Raw genomic sequence first — 14,361 nt, 5'->3', positions numbered from 1 at the left:
TCACAAACCGGCCACCCGGGTGCATTCTTGAACCATGAGTACAGTTCTCACCACCGTTCCGGTCCTAGACATGTCTACCGCACGTCGCGCCGATGGCACTTTTGATGAAGACTTCATTACTGCATTGCGTGACGCGGCCCACCGTGTGGGCTTCTTCCAGATCACCGGCTTTGGCGCCGGCCCGGGCACGACACAGAACCTGCTCAAGACCCTGGCCGATTTCTTCGCCCTCCCCGTGGAACAGAAGCTGAAGCTGGACAACCGCACCTCGCCCCAGTTTCGCGGCTACACCCGGCTGGGGGCCGAAATCACCCGCGGCCGTGCCGACTCGCGCGAACAAATTGATTACGGACCCGAACGCGAGGTCCTCACCGACGTCCCCGCCGACGCGCCCTACCTGAACCTGCAGGGGCCGAACCAGTGGCCGGAGGATTTCCCGCGGCTGGAATCTGCGGCCATGGACTGGGCAAACCTGATGAACAAGGTGGGGGCCGAGCTGCTCTCGGCCCTGGCCGTGGGCCTGGGCCTCCCGGAGGAGTACTTCGATGAGCCGTTCGCGCAGAGCCCGGCTTGGATGGGCAAGCTCGTGCATTACGTCGGCGGCGGCATCGTCCCCGAGGCGGGCACCCAGGGCGTCGGTGCCCACGCGGACTACGGTTTCATCACCCTCCTGCTGCAGGATGCCGTGGGCGGCCTTGAGGTCAAGCCCTACGGCCAGGACGAGTGGATCTCCGTGGATCCGATCGAAGGCGCGCTCGTGGTCAACATCGGTGAAATGCTCGAGGTCGCGACCAACGGCTACCTGATGGCCACCATTCACCGGGTCATCGCTCCCCCGGCCGGCGTGGACCGCTACTCGGTGCCTTTCTTCTACTCGCCCCGCCTGGATTCGGTCATCGGCACCGTGCCGCTGCCGGAGAAACTCGCTGCCGATGCCCGCGGCGTCTCCGACGACCCGCACAACCCCATGTTGGCGTCCTACGGCGCCAACGTCCTGAAGGGCTGGCTGCGCGCCCACCCGCAAACCGCCAAGGCGCACTACCCAAATCTGGTGAAGTAGCGCGTCCGCCCACGGGGCGGGGTAGGGCGGTCCTGGGACCGTCTTGCCCGCCCCGTGGCATTTCGATGCTGATCAGGCAATCAGTCACTAAGCTGGTGTCCATGAGCGCCGCACGAACGGGCAACCAGCACCATGCAATTGGTAGGTTGTCGTCGTTATTCCCCCGCATCATCACCAAGGGAGTGCCATTTTCCCAGTTGCCCTTGCGTCGAAAGGTCGGGTGGTCGCAGGCGCCGATGCTCATCGCCGTGGCCACCGCATGCCTGCTGGCACTCGTCACTTCCCCGACGGAGATCTTCGGGGACCGGCTCTTCGTTGCCGGGGTGCTGCTGACGCTTCTCAACAGCGTTCTGGCGTGGACCATCCCGTGGAAGTCCATCGGGCCGGAGCAAACGTATCTGGTCATTCCGGCCTTGGGACTGATTTCGGCCACCTTGATGGCTACTGGCGCCTACCCGTGGCTCAACGGGGTGTCCCTGCTGATTGCCTTCCCGGTCTTTTGGTTTGCGTGGTCGGGTTTTGTCCCGCGGCTGACGCTCGTGCTCTCTTTCCTGGTGCCGCTGGCGGCCATCTGGCTGCAACTCTGGCACCGCGGCATCCCGTTCTCCCTGGACGCCATGGCCAAGCCCCTGCTAATCCCGCTGACCATTCTCGCCCTGGCCACGACCACCGTCATTGTCGAGCACAACTCCGCGCTGGCGGAACGACAGCTGCGAGCCACGCTGGCCACCAGCCGACGCCAAACCCGCCTCCTCAATGCGGTGCTCAACGCGGCCAACGTCGGCGTTGTGGTGGTGGACCGCGACGGCCACGACTTGTTCATGAACGATGTCCAGCGCTTCCAGCACCGCCACGCCACCCCGCCCGGAATCCCAGACCCCGATGAGTCCCAGCTTCTCGTTCGTGCCGTATCCGGAGCCTACGAGCCGATACCGGAACTACTGGACCCCGAGTACCGGCCGGTCGTCCGTTCCATTCGCCAAGAGGAATTCACCGACGAGTTGTTTGCCCTGGGCCCTCTCGACGACCCGATGTACCTCTCGACCTCTGCCCGCTCGTTCTTTAACGAGGACGGTGAATACGACGGGGCCGTGACCATGTTCAAGAACATCACGCCGCTCATCGAAGCCTCAAAGACCAGAAACCGATTCCTGGCCAACGTTAGCCATGAACTGCGCACTCCGCTGACCTCCATCCTCGGCTACCTCGAATTGCTCGAGGACGACCCGGGACTCACCGAGGACCAGCGGCAATCAATGGATGTCCTTTCCCGAAACACCGAGCGCCTGCTGCACATGGTCAACGATTTGCTCACCGCGGCGGCCGGCCAGCACCAGGTCAATATCGCCACCATCGACCTGGGCTCGGTTATCCACGGCCAGCTCCAATCCATGCGGCCGCGTGCAGCATCTGCCGGCATCGAGTTGATCGAGGGGAACATGTGCCACGAACCGGTGCTGGGCGATGCGCTGCGACTGGGCCAGGTGATCGACAACCTCGTCTCCAACGCCATCAAGTATTCCAGCGCCGGGGATTCCGTCACTGTGAACATGAACTGCAACAGCAAGGAAATCTCGGTGCGGGTGGCCGACACCGGGCGCGGTCTGTCCCCCACCGACGTGAAGAGCCTCTTCACCCGATTCTTCCGCTCGGAGGAGGCCCGACGTTCCGGGCTTCCGGGCGTCGGGCTTGGATTGGCGATCAGCCATGAGCTAGTCGAGGCCCACGGCGGGCATATCGCGGTCGAAAGCGAACTGGGAGAGGGAACAACAATGACCGTCATCCTGCCGCGCAAGGACGCTGGCGGCGACTCGGAGCCTTCCTCCCGGCGCCTCGGTTTTCCGACAATGCATCCGGACTCGCGACGCTGACTGCTTGCGTTAAGGGCAAAGTGTGGGCTCCCGGTGCACCGGAAACCCACACTTTGCCTGGTTCGTCATGTCCACTCACGCCCCCATGAAGCGAGTGAAGAACCCTGTATTGGCATCCGGTCTGGCCGCCTCCCCCTCGTCTCGTCGGCGGAGACTGGTGGATTCACTTACCGGATAACGAACACTATTCCCTGCCGACATCAATTTTCCATCCAATCGAAAACAATATTGGCGCAGACTATCCTCAAGATTCCGCGGCATTCCTTGAGGCTCCCTTGAGCATATTTAGGGCCGGATCGTGAGCTTCGCACGTCATGATGATGTTATGAAACTGGAGCCCGTTTCCCCTGACGCCGCAGTGTGCGCGCAAACCCTGGGAAAGCTGTGCTCGGAAGTCGGGCCGGAGTCCGTCAACGAATTCATCGCCCAGTTTCGTTCGCTATGGCCCACGCGTATCGCACGGCTCAGAAAGGCGCTCGCGTCCAATGACGCGGCAGGTGGCGAGGATGCGGCACTCTCCTTGAAATCGGCGGCGACCATGGCCGGCGCCCACGACCTGGCAGCGCTGTCCGTCCAGCTGCACTCGGCATTCCGGGGTGGCGACACAACTCTCCAAGGCGAATTTATTTGCCGCATTGAGCATGCCGGCAACTCAATCCTGATGGTGTTGACCGAACCCGGCTTCGCCGAGCATGCCTTGGGTGCCTACCGTCAGTCCGTCTAGCGCCTAGCCACCGATCGGTACCCCACGCCGCGCACTGTTTCTATCCAGCGCGGTTCCTGGACGGAATCCCCCAGCTTGCGCCGAAGGTTCCCCACGTGCACCTCCACGGACCGCTCGTCCGCCGCCGAGACGAAAGTCCCGGCGTCCGAGTCCTCATCACGCAGCCGCCTGACCAATTCGGATTTGGTGCGAATGTGCCCGCGGGCTCCCAGGAGCAAATCAAGCAGGGTGAACTCGGTCGGCGTGAGGTTTACCGTTTCCCCGCCAACGTGGACCGAATACGTGGCAACATTCATCTCCAACCCATTGAGGGTGCGCACATGGTCGGTGTCGTCGGGGGCACCGGTTTCGGCGCCCGACGGGTTTTCGACCGGCACTGTACCCTGGTGAACCGTGGGGAGCGCCGTGCGCCTGCGCATGATCGCATCAACCCTGGCGCGAAGTTCGCGGGGGCGAAATGGCTTGGTGACATATTCGTCGGCGCCGGATTCCAGACCCAGAACAGTGTCGATCTCATCGGCCCTCGCCGTCAACATGAGGATGTGCGCATCCGAGATCGTGCGGATCCGGCGGGCGGTTTCGAATCCGTCAATGTCCGGCAAGCCGATGTCCAAGGTCACCAGATCGGGATCGTGGAACTCAACCATTTCCACACCCGAAACCCCGGAGTCCGTGGAGTGCACATCAAATCCTGATTGCTGCAGGACGACCTCGAGCAATCCTCGGATGTCGGCGTCATCCTCCACGACAACTGCGGTACGGGGTTTGGTCACCACATTCACCTCTTAAGCTGAGTCCAATCGGCGAATCAGGTGGCTCGCCCAGGGCATATTCGTTAGTCTAACGATTTTCCGGCTTATAGGCGTTGCTTAAACGAAATCGGCCTTGACGAGATTTCTCAAGTCAAGACCGATTCCGTATCCGCGGAGGATGGGGGATTTGAACCCCCGAGGGCGTGAACCCAACACGCGTTCCAGGCGTGCGCCATAGGCCGCTAGGCGAATCCTCCAGCTTGCTCCAAAGAGCAGGTTCCAGCATAGCGGACATTTTCGGTGACAACTAATCGATGCGTGAGGAGCGGATCGATTTGGCCGTTCCGTGTCACTGAAGCACTCATCCGCACATCCCTGGGCCAGGGACGCCCCCGATTCACAGGCCGCACTTGACCCGGACCGCCCATGGCTTCGCCGGGCTGTACTTGATTATGGGAAAGTTCGCGGCTCATCAGAGCAATATGGGACCCGAGGGCGGTGGCGTGCCGCAGGCGGGGTTACGCTATTACGCCGGATTGGACGGTGCCTGGACGGCCTGCGTGGAAGGTTTTCTGGAGCGAAATCCCCTCATGAGGGCCGTTACGAAGCTCACATCCTCCCAGTGTCCCCGGACCCCGGCGCAGGGACTTGGACAGCTCCGTGAGCTCGGCCGGATCAGGGCCATGATTGACGGGCTGGAATCCACGCTGTTGGCAGACACCAGCGAAATGGTGCAGCGCGGAATGCCCACCCCGCTTTCGGAGGAAAACCCCACGCTCTTTGACTACAAGCGCGAGATCGAGGAGCACGGCTTTCCACTCTCCCGGGCGGACCAGGACTTGAACCGCTCCTCATTTGTCGCAGAGGCCGCCCTGGTCACCCGAACCTCCGAGCGCTCGGCGTTCAACCGCCTGGCTATTGCCGAAGGCCTGCGGTACGTGCATGAGGAATCCCTCTTCGCACTGTACGCCGGCAACATCACCTCACGAACCGCGGCCACACTCGTCAAACAAACTCGCGGCATCCCACGGGCGACCGCCCGGCAAATCGAGGCGAGCACGCTGCCCACGGCGACCACGGCCTCCGATGCCTCGATGGCCTTGCGGATCAAGCGGGCACGGGAGCGACTGCACCCCCAACCGGCCGCGGACCGCCGCACGCGGGCCGAGATGGGGCGTTCGCTGATGTGGTGGCCCGAAGAGGACGGGATGGCCGTGCTGCAGGCCTACCTGCCGGCCGAGGACGTGCTGTCGATCTACAACACCGTCTCCGCCCACGCCAACCTGCTGGTTTCCGGCGAACAGGAACGCCCCTTGGGCCAACTGCGGGCAGACGTCTTCCGGGACTCGTTGGTCGACGGCTGGCCGGGGCAAATCAAGAGGAAGCCCCCGCTCTTTGTGGGGCTGACGATTCCGGCGCTGGAGCTCCTGACAAACCCGGAACGCGGCGTTGCCAACCTCGAGGGATACGGCCCGATTCCGTTGGGGATTGCCTTGCGCCTTGCAGCCAGGGCGCCCTCCCTGAAGCCCATTCTCACCGATCCGTGGACGGGTTCGATCCTCGACCTGGGCCGCAGGCGATACAAGCCCTCGAAGGCATTGCGTGATTTTCTGCGGGTGCGTGACGAGCATTGCCGCTTTCCCGGTTGCCGGCGGGCCCCGGAGCTGTCCGAGTTCGACCACATCGACGATTGGGCGGCCGGCGGTGCGACGTCGGTGCAGAACGCGCAGCTCTTGTGCAAGAGGCACCAGATCTACAAGCACGTGCTGGGCTGGCAGGCGGTCTATCTGGGCAACGGATCGCTGCAATGGCGCACTCCTCACGGGATGACCCAGCTGGAATTGCCCGATGGGCTGCTTTTCCCACGCCCGCTGGGGCCCAATCCGCCCCCGGTCCAGTTGATGCTGCCAGGAACCTCGATCGACGCGCAGACCAAGAGGTTGCTGGGCTGGGACGATTCCGAAGGCGTCCCGGGGGTCCCGGACAATTCACAGGAGACGTGATCCGGCCAGGCGGGCGGACCACGGGGCGCGGATTTCGGGCCAAGGCCCTACCTCGGGTAGACTACTTGTCGGCCCCTCATGTGGTGTCATCCTGTTGAACTCCCCCAGGACCGGAAGGTAGCAAGGGTAGATGGGCTCTGGCAGGTGCATGAGGGGCCTTTACTATTTCCCCGGGGATCGTTGACCCATTCACCTCGGATCCGGGAGTCGAAAGGGAGTATTCCATGGGTGCCGGTCGGTTCGCCCCAAGCCCCTCGGGGGACCTGCATCTGGGAAATCTGCGCACGGCGATCCTGGCTTGGCTCTTTGCCCGCTCCTCCGAGCGGGCGTTCCTCATGCGGGTGGAGGACCTTGACCGTGCACGTGCCGGCTCCGAGGAGCTCCAGCTTGCCGACCTCGCCGCCATCGGCCTCTCATGGGACGGCGACGTCGTAAGGCAAAGCGAACGATCCGGACACTACGCCGGCGCGCTTGACGAATTGCGGGACCGCGAGATGCTCTATGAATGCTTCTGCACCCGGCGCGACATCGCCGAGGCTGCCAGCGCGCCGCACGCCGCCCCCGGGACCTACCCCGGAACCTGCAGGAATCTCACCGGGACCGAACGCGCCGCGAAGCGCGAACTGCGCCCCGCGGCGTTGCGGCTCCGGACCGAGGTGGGATCCTTCGCCGTCGCCGACCAGTTGCACGGCACATACACCGGGGCAGTTGACGACTTCGTGGTGCTGCGCAACGACGGGGTTCCCGCATACAACCTGGCAGTGGTGGTCGACGACGGACTCCAGGGCATCGACCAGGTCGTCCGCGGCGACGATCTGCTCTCCTCTGCCCCGCGGCAGGCGTACCTGGCGCAACTGCTCGGTTACGGCATCCCGGGTTACGCCCATGTCCCGCTTGCCCTGAACTCGCACGGCAAACGCCTGGCCAAGCGGGACGGCGCGGTCACACTGGCCCAACTTGCCGTCCTGGGCATCGACGCCGATGGGGCGCGCAGCATGATCCTGGCCTCGTTGGGACTGCCCACCGCCTCGCTGGACGCCGCACTGGATGCCTTTGAACCAACATCGCTGCCCACCGACCCGTGGGTATTCACAACTGATCCGAATGCGCTTGGCACCGGAAAAACGATAGGGTGGCCATCGTGAGTACAGCTCTTTACCGTCGCTACCGTCCAGACAATTTTGCGGACGTGATCGGGCAGGAACATGTCACCACACCGCTGATGACGGCCCTGGAAAAGAACAGGGTCAACCATGCCTACCTTTTCTCGGGTCCGCGCGGCTGTGGCAAGACCACATCCGCCCGCATCCTTGCCCGCTGCCTGAACTGTGCCCAGGGACCGACGCCGACCCCGTGCGGCACCTGCCCCAGCTGCATCGAACTGGCCAGCGGCGGACCGGGTTCCCTTGACGTCATCGAGATTGACGCGGCTTCCCACGGCGGCGTCGACGACGCCCGCGACCTGCGAGAACGCGCGACCTTCGCACCGGTGCGCGACCGCTACAAGATCTTCATCATCGACGAGGCCCACATGGTCACCTCGGCCGGCTTCAACGCCCTGCTGAAGATCGTCGAAGAGCCGCCGGAACACATCAAGTTCATCTTCGCGACGACCGAGCCGGACAAGGTCATCGGCACGATCCGCTCGCGCACCCACCACTACCCGTTCCGGCTGGTGCCGCCCGAGCCGCTGATCAAGTACCTCGAGTACCTGTGCACCGCCGAGGGCGTCGAGGTGGCACCCGGCGTGCTCTCCCTGGTCATCCGGGCCGGCGGCGGGTCCGTCCGCGATTCGCTGTCCGTGCTCGACCAGCTGATTGCAGGAGCGGGGCCCAATGGCCTGGACTACGAGCTGGCGGTTTCACTGCTCGGCTACACCCATGCCTCACTGCTTGACGACGTGGTTGACGCCTTGGGCGCCGGCGACGCCGCAACGGTGTTCGCGGCGGTGGACCGCGTGGTGCAGACCGGGCACGACCCGAGAAGATTCGTCGAGGACCTGCTCGAGCGCTTCCGCGACCTGATCATCGTGCGTGCGGTGCCCGAAAACGCCTCCCAGATCATTCGCGGCCTGCCCGAGGACCAGCTCCAGCGCATGCACGCCCAGGCAGCGGGGCTTGGCCAGGCCGAGCTCAGCCGCTGGGCGGACGTCACCAATGCCGGACTGACCGAGATGACCGGCGCTACGTCGCCGCGGCTTCACCTCGAGCTGCTCTGCGCCCGCCTGCTGCTTCCGGCATCCGATGCCACCGAGCGCGGGTTCAATGCGCGCATGGACCGGGTCGAGCGTCGTCTGGCCTATGCCGGCGACGATCTTCCGCCGGCGCCGTCCGGCGACGGCGAATACGCACACGCCGGGGGTTCGCCGGGCGCCTCCGGATTCGAGGGGGAGAACGCCGGTCAAGGTGCGGCGGCAGTGCGCGAGGCGCTGCGTGCGGCCCGGGCCCAAAAGGAGGGCGGCGCACCCGAGGCACCGTCCGCACCCGAAGCAGTGCCTGCCGCCTCGACGGCCCACGAGCCGGAGGCCGCCCAGGCATCCGAACCTGCACCGGAACCGGCCTTGGCCGAGCCCGAGGTTGCCGAGGCCTCCGTCCCGGCCGCCACAACGCCGTCGACAGCCGTCGAGGAAACCCCCTCCGTGGAGGAATCCACCGGGCACTCCGCCGATTGGGGCGGCACCTGGGGCCCCGTTCCCGACGCCCCGGTCAACCCCGTCACCGAGCCGGTGTCCCCTGCCCAGGGCTCCCCGGTGCAGCCTCCGGCAAATGTTCCGCCGTTCAGCATCCTGCCCGATCGTGCCGCCGAGGCAGAGGTCGAGCCCGCCGCCCCCGCGACCGAGCCGGCACCGATCCAGCAGAACCAGGCCATGGCCGACTTCGCCAGGAAGGTCAAGGAGGAGCAGGCCGCCAAGGAGCGTGCTGCCGCCGAGCAGGCAGCTGCCCAACGCGCGGCGCAGGAAAAGGCGGAAGCCGAACAGCGCGCCGCCCAGGAACGCGCGGCGCAGGAACGTGCCGCAGCCGAACAACGGGCCGCGCAACAGCAACAGGCCGCCGCCCGGCCGCAGCATGCGCAGCAATACGCCGCGCAGCAGCAGAACCAGCCACCGCAGCAGCAAGCCCCCGGCCAGCAAGGCCAGCAGCCACCGGTGCAAGCCCGGCAACAGGGGCAGACCCAGGGCCAGATACCTCCGCAGCAGCAGGCACCACGCCAACAGCAACCACCGGCGGCACAGCCACAGCAGGGCCAGGCTCCGGCGGCGCACTCCGGCGGCACCGGCTCGGTGGAAATGTTCCGCCGGGCATGGCCCGACATCTTGGAAGAACTGAAGAGCAACAAGAAGTTCGTCTGGATGATGGTCGCGCCAAATGCCTCGGTGACCGGGTTTGACGGCCGCACGTTGACCGTCAGCTTCGCGCACAGCGGCGCACTGACCGCGTTCACGGCGCGGCAGGAAAATGTGGCAATCCTGGGGCAGAGCATCAACAAGGTACTCGGCGTCAACGTTGAGTTGGCCATCGCAGCGGGAGGTTCCGCACCGGCGGGTGGTTCTGGCCCAAAAGTTGATCGCCGGCCCGAGCCGGCGGTGACCAATGGTCCAGCTGAAACCGCACCACTGCAGCACACCGCCCCCTCCCCCTCCAGTGCGCCCGCTTCCACCCAACCCGGACACGGCAGCGCACCGCTTCCGGCGACCGTGACGGATGCGGCACCGCCTGCCTCCCGACCCGAACCGGTGGCACCGGCACCCCTGGCGGAACCGGCTGCACCGCGGCCCGCCGCCCCAAGGCCCGTCGTCCACCAAGCCCCGCCGCAGGCAGCCGCGCAGCCCGCGGCCCCAAGACCCGCCGTTCGGCAGGAATCCGCGCGGCCGCCGGCCGAAATCGTACGCAGGGAACCTGCGACGGAACCGCCGGCCCAGGCGCCGGCCCAGGCGGACGAGGATCCGGGCTTTGGACCGGAACCCACCTGGGATTCGGAGCCGTGGGACGACGGCGGCGGCGACTGGGATGCTTCCTCGGTCCCCGTGCCCGACTGGGAGGCCGACCTCGGCACCTCCACGGCGGAGCCTGCCCGCGACGCAGGCCCGGCGGCACCCGCCCCCGTGTCCGGCGAAGTCCCGCGCCCGGCCGCCCCGGCCCCGGCCGCACCCAAGGGCTATGTGGCACCGGCGCCGTCGCTGGGCGCTGCCGATCGTCCGGTGGCCCCGCGCCCCGGCGCCTCGGCCGCAACCTGGGGGATGCCGGTTCCGGCACCCGTGGCCGAAACCGTCGAGGTGTCCGGCGCACCCGCCGGTCCCGTCGCCGGGGCCAACGGCGGAAAGCTCAGCCGCTACCAGCGGCTGATGAACCGTGCCGCGGGGATCACCGGCTCGGGTCCGTCACCCGTGCCCGCCCCCATCGCCACGGACCCGGCGGCCGGGGCGTGGGGCAACCCCGACGACGCCCCAGACTTCGCCCGCCCCCGCCCCGCCGCACCCGAGGAAAATTCGCGCGCCCCGGAACCGGCCAGGGCCGTAGAATTGGATGACACGGAGTTCGTCCCCAGCGACGACGACATCGCGATCGAGGATTCCTCGCTGATCGGGGTCCCCGCCATCGAACGCATCCTCAATGGCCGCATCATCGAGGAACGCGACGCCGCCGGCAACGTGATCGAGCGGCCCAACCGGCCCCGCTGACCGCCGGGCCCGGGCCCGGGCCCGGTATCTAGCGTGGGAGCGGGCGTGTAGTGTCTGGTGCACGCAAACATAGTTGCAGCGAACAGCAAGATTAGGCAGTGTGAATCCAAGTGTACGAAGGCGCAGTCCAGGAACTGATTGACGAGTTGGGAAGGCTTCCGGGCATCGGCCCCAAGTCTGCCCAGCGCATTGCCTTCCACATCCTCGAGGCGGATCCGGAGGACATGAAGCGCCTGGCCACGTCCATCTCCGTGGTCAAGGAGCGGGTGAAGTTCTGCACCGTGTGCTTCAACGTCTCCGAGTCGGAGACCTGCTCGATCTGCCGGGACGAGCGCCGCGGCGATGACATCATCTGCGTGGTCGAGGAGTCCAAGGACGTCATCGCCATCGAGCGCTCCCGCGCCTTCACCGGCAGGTACCACGTGCTGGGCGGGGCCATCAACCCGATCAACGGGATCGGCCCGGAGCAGCTGCACATCCGCGAGCTGATCGCCCGGCTGGGAGATGAGCGCATCACCGAGATCATCCTGGCCACCGACCCCAACCTGGAGGGCGAGGCGACGGCCACCTACCTGGTGCGCACGCTGCGCCCGCTGGGCATCAAGATCAGCCGGCTGGCCTCCGGGCTGCCGGTGGGCGGGGACCTCGAGTACGCCGACGAGGTCACCCTCGCCCGCGCCATCGAGGGCCGCCGCAACACCGCGCCGGCGGCCCCCGCCGCACCCCTGGTGCGCACCGCGCTCCCGGCCCAGGAACCGGTGTCGGCCTCCTAGCCGCGCAGGCGCTCCATCTTCGGATCGAAGAGCGGATCGGCGGCCACCGTCGCCGGAATCCTGCGGCCAAAGTACTCGATCTCCACCTGGTCGCCCTCCACCGTGGAGGCCGGCAGCCAGGCGTAGGCCAGCGGGGTGCGCACCGTGTAGCCGTAGGCCGCCGACGTCACGTAGCCGGCCGGGGCGCCGTCGAGGTACACCGGTTCCTTGCCCAGCACCATTGACTTCCCGTCGTTGACGGTCAGGCAGCGCAGGGCGCGCGTCGATGGCTTGTTGCGCAGCACGTCCACCGCCTCGGCACCCACAAAGCCCGTCTTGTCCTTGGCGATGGAGAAGCCCAGGCCCGATTCGAACGGGTGGTGCTCCGGGGTCACGTCGGTGCCCCAGAGCCGGTAGCCCTTCTCCAGGCGCAGGGAGTTGAAGGCCCCGCGCCCGGCGGCGATGATCCCGTGCTCCTCACCGGCCGCGAAGAGCACGTCCCAGAGCCGCTGCCCGGTCTCGGCGCTGGCGTAGAGTTCCCAGCCGAGCTCGCCCACGTAGGACAGGCGCATCGCGGTGACCGGGATCCCGCCGATGACCACCTCCTTGCTGCGGAAGTACCTCAGCGAATCGTTGGAGAAGTCGTCCTCGCTGACCTTGGCCATGACCTCGCGGGCCAGCGGCCCCCACAGCCCGATGCAGCAGGTGGACCCGGTGATGTCCGCGACGTGCGCCCACGTCGCCGGGTCTTGTGCCGCCTGCCGGCGCGCTTCCACGGTGAAGTAGTCGAGGTCGATGTTGCCGTTCACGCCCAGCTGGAAGCGGTCCTCCCCCAGCCGCGCAATCGTCACGTCCGAGCGGATCCCGCCGTCGGCGTTCAACAGCAGGCAGTATGTGACGGCGCCGGGCTTCTTGGCGATGTTTCCGGTGCTCAGCCGCTGCAGCAGCGACAGGGCCCCGGGACCGGTGATTTCCAGGCGCTTGAGCGGGGTCATGTCGTACATGGCCACCGCGGTGCGGGTCCGGTGGGCCTCCGCCGCGGAAATCTCGGAGTGGAACTGGTTTGACCAGGCGTCGCGCTCCGGGGAACGCCATTGGTCGGGCAGCGACTGGAGCAGGTGCCGGTTGGCCTCGAAGAAGTGCGGACGCTCCCAGCCGGCGGATTCCAGGTAGAAGGCGCCCAGCTCGTCCTGCCGCGCCCGGAACGGGGAGGATCGCACGTCGCGCGGGGAGGTCCGCGGTTCCAGCGGGTGGCGGATGTCGTAGATCTCCACGAAGTTCTGCTGGGAGGTTTCGCTGACGTATTCCCTCGTGGTCTGCACGGCCTCGAAGCGGGTCACCTCGCCCTCGTGCAGCGAGATCGAGGACTGCCCGTCGACGAGCAGCTCGGCCACGGCCCGCGCGATGCCCGCCGAATGGGTCACCCAGACGGCCTCGGCCAGGTAGAAGCCCTCCAGCTGCGGGGCCGCGCCCACCAGCGGGCCGCCGTCGGGGGTGAAGGAGAAGATGCCGTTGAAGCCGTCCTCGATCGACCGCTCCCGCAACGCCGGCAGCAGCGCCTTCGAGTCCTCCCAGGAGGGCAGGAAGTCCCCTTCGGTGAAGTCAAGGCGCGAGGGCATCTCGTGCTCGCTCATCCGATCCGCCGGCACCTTGGCCAGCGTGTCGAGCTCCACGGGCATCGGGCGGTGGGCGTAGGAGCCGATGCCGATCCGCTCGCCGTGCTCGCGGTAGTACAGGTCCTTGTCCTGGTGGCGCAGGATCGGCAGGGAGGCGCCGTTGGGCGCCGGGTTGTGCCCGGCCAGCTCCGGCAGCGCGTCGGTGGTGACGTATTGGTGGGCCAGCGGCAGCAGCGGCACGCGCATCCCGATCATGTCCCCGATGGCGGGGCCCCAGAACCCGGCGCAGGAGACCACGATATCCGCCTCGATGACCGTGTCGTCCCCGATCCGCACCCCGGTGACCTTGCCGGCATCCTGCTCGATCCCGGTCACCGTCGTGTCCCCGAGGAACCGCACCCCGGCGGCGGTCGACTTCTCGATGAGCAGCTGCACGGCCCGCGCAGCGGACGCCAGTCCGTCGGAGGGAACCAGGAAGCCGCCCAGCACCGCATCCTCGTCCAGCAACGGGTAGAGCCGCTTGCATTCGGCGGCATCGACCAATCGCGACTCGAGTCCCCACGAGGTGGCGAATCCGTGGCGGCGCTTGAGCTCCTCCAGGCGTTCGGGGGTCGTGGCGATTTCCAGCCCGCCGACCTGGTTGAAGCAGGAGGTGCCGTCCTTCTGCAGGGAAAGCAGCTTTTCGACGGTGTAGCCGGCGAACTCGGTCATCGACTTCGAGGCGTTGGTCTGGAAGACCAGGCCCGGGGCGTGCGAGGTGGAGCCGCCGGCCAGGTGCAGGGGCCCCTGCTCGATGACGGTGGTGTTTGCCCAGCCGCGGGTCGCCAGCTCGTCGGCAAGGTTCGCGCCGACGATGCCGGCCCCGATGATGACGACGCGGGGTGCTTGGTTCATGGAAATGCTCC

At 66.5% G+C, this 14,361-nt stretch carries 9 protein-coding genes, 1 tRNA gene and 1 other RNA gene; 8 read left to right on the top strand and 3 right to left on the bottom strand.

Annotation, left to right across the window (positions count from 1 at the left end; all coding sequences use genetic code 11):
• Positions 1–34: 34 nt before the first annotated feature.
• The 3 genes from OIU93_RS09680 (at position 35) to OIU93_RS09670 (ending at position 3,655) form a co-directional block, all read left to right on the top strand.
• Complete coding sequence (locus tag OIU93_RS09680) at positions 35–1,060, top strand: isopenicillin N synthase family oxygenase (RefSeq protein ID WP_217388813.1); 1,026 nt, start codon at positions 35–37, stop codon at positions 1,058–1,060.
• Positions 1,061–1,257: 197 nt separating this feature from the next.
• Entirely contained in the window at positions 1,258–2,931 is a 1,674-nt protein-coding gene (locus tag OIU93_RS09675) for a cell wall metabolism sensor histidine kinase WalK (protein WP_264269870.1), read from the top strand.
• A gap of 298 nt (positions 2,932–3,229) precedes the next feature.
• Entirely contained in the window at positions 3,230–3,655 is a 426-nt protein-coding gene (locus tag OIU93_RS09670; protein ID WP_264269869.1) for an Hpt domain-containing protein, read from the top strand.
• Here the strand turns inward: OIU93_RS09670 and OIU93_RS09665 are convergent.
• Together OIU93_RS09665 and OIU93_RS09660 are read right to left on the bottom strand one after the other, a co-directional pair.
• A complete protein-coding gene (locus OIU93_RS09665) occupies positions 3,652–4,428 on the bottom strand; it encodes a response regulator transcription factor (protein ID WP_217388816.1) in 777 nt (258 codons plus the stop codon). The genes OIU93_RS09670 and OIU93_RS09665 overlap by 4 nt on opposite strands.
• 151 nt (positions 4,429–4,579) lie before the next feature.
• Positions 4,580–4,664: transfer RNA gene (locus tag OIU93_RS09660), tRNA-Ser, on the bottom strand.
• A gap of 333 nt (positions 4,665–4,997) precedes the next feature.
• On the opposite strand from OIU93_RS09660, the gene OIU93_RS09655 reads away from it, so the two are divergent.
• From OIU93_RS09655 to recR, 5 genes are all read left to right on the top strand, one after another.
• Positions 4,998–6,410: an HNH endonuclease signature motif containing protein gene (locus OIU93_RS09655; protein WP_264269868.1), complete on the top strand. Its 1,413-nt coding sequence runs from the start codon at positions 4,998–5,000 to the stop codon at positions 6,408–6,410.
• 67 nt (positions 6,411–6,477) lie between these two features.
• Positions 6,478–6,574, top strand: an RNA gene (gene ffs, locus OIU93_RS09650) — signal recognition particle sRNA small type.
• A 60-nt stretch (positions 6,575–6,634) separates the two neighbouring features.
• Positions 6,635–7,555, top strand: a complete 921-nt coding sequence (gene gluQRS, locus OIU93_RS09645; RefSeq protein WP_264269867.1) for a tRNA glutamyl-Q(34) synthetase GluQRS — start codon at positions 6,635–6,637, stop codon at positions 7,553–7,555.
• Positions 7,552–11,088, top strand: a complete 3,537-nt coding sequence (locus OIU93_RS09640) for a DNA polymerase III subunit gamma and tau (RefSeq protein WP_264269866.1) — start codon at positions 7,552–7,554, stop codon at positions 11,086–11,088. Before gluQRS ends, OIU93_RS09640 begins: the two co-directional genes overlap by 4 nt.
• A gap of 110 nt (positions 11,089–11,198) precedes the next feature.
• Positions 11,199–11,861: a recombination mediator RecR gene (gene recR, locus OIU93_RS09635; protein ID WP_264269865.1), complete on the top strand. Its 663-nt coding sequence runs from the start codon at positions 11,199–11,201 to the stop codon at positions 11,859–11,861.
• On the opposite strand, the gene OIU93_RS09630 is transcribed toward recR, so the two are convergent.
• A complete protein-coding gene (locus OIU93_RS09630; protein WP_264269864.1) occupies positions 11,858–14,350 on the bottom strand; it encodes an FAD-dependent oxidoreductase in 2,493 nt (830 codons plus the stop codon). The two genes, recR and OIU93_RS09630, sit on opposite strands and share 4 nt — an antisense overlap.
• Positions 14,351–14,361: the final 11 nt, after the last annotated feature.

The sequence above is a fragment of the Paeniglutamicibacter sp. ZC-3 genome (genome assembly GCF_025847175.2).
Taxonomy (GTDB): Bacteria; Actinomycetota; Actinomycetes; order Actinomycetales; family Micrococcaceae; genus Paeniglutamicibacter; species Paeniglutamicibacter sulfureus.
The sequence above is the reverse complement of the archived record's forward strand: the minus strand, read 5'-3'. Positions and strand labels throughout refer to the sequence as shown.

What these genes read in the sequence shown, in the direction of transcription:
- OIU93_RS09680 (WP_217388813.1), top strand. Translation starts at nt 35, where the DNA reads ATGAGTACAGTTCTCACCACCGTTCCGGTCCTAGACATGTCTACCGCA.
- OIU93_RS09655 (WP_264269868.1), top strand. Translation starts at nt 4,998, where the DNA reads ATGAGGGCCGTTACGAAGCTCACATCCTCCCAGTGTCCCCGGACCCCG.
- gluQRS (WP_264269867.1), top strand. Translation starts at nt 6,635, where the DNA reads ATGGGTGCCGGTCGGTTCGCCCCAAGCCCCTCGGGGGACCTGCATCTG.
- OIU93_RS09630 (WP_264269864.1), bottom strand. Translation starts at nt 14,350, where the DNA reads ATGAACCAAGCACCCCGCGTCGTCATCATCGGGGCCGGCATCGTCGGC.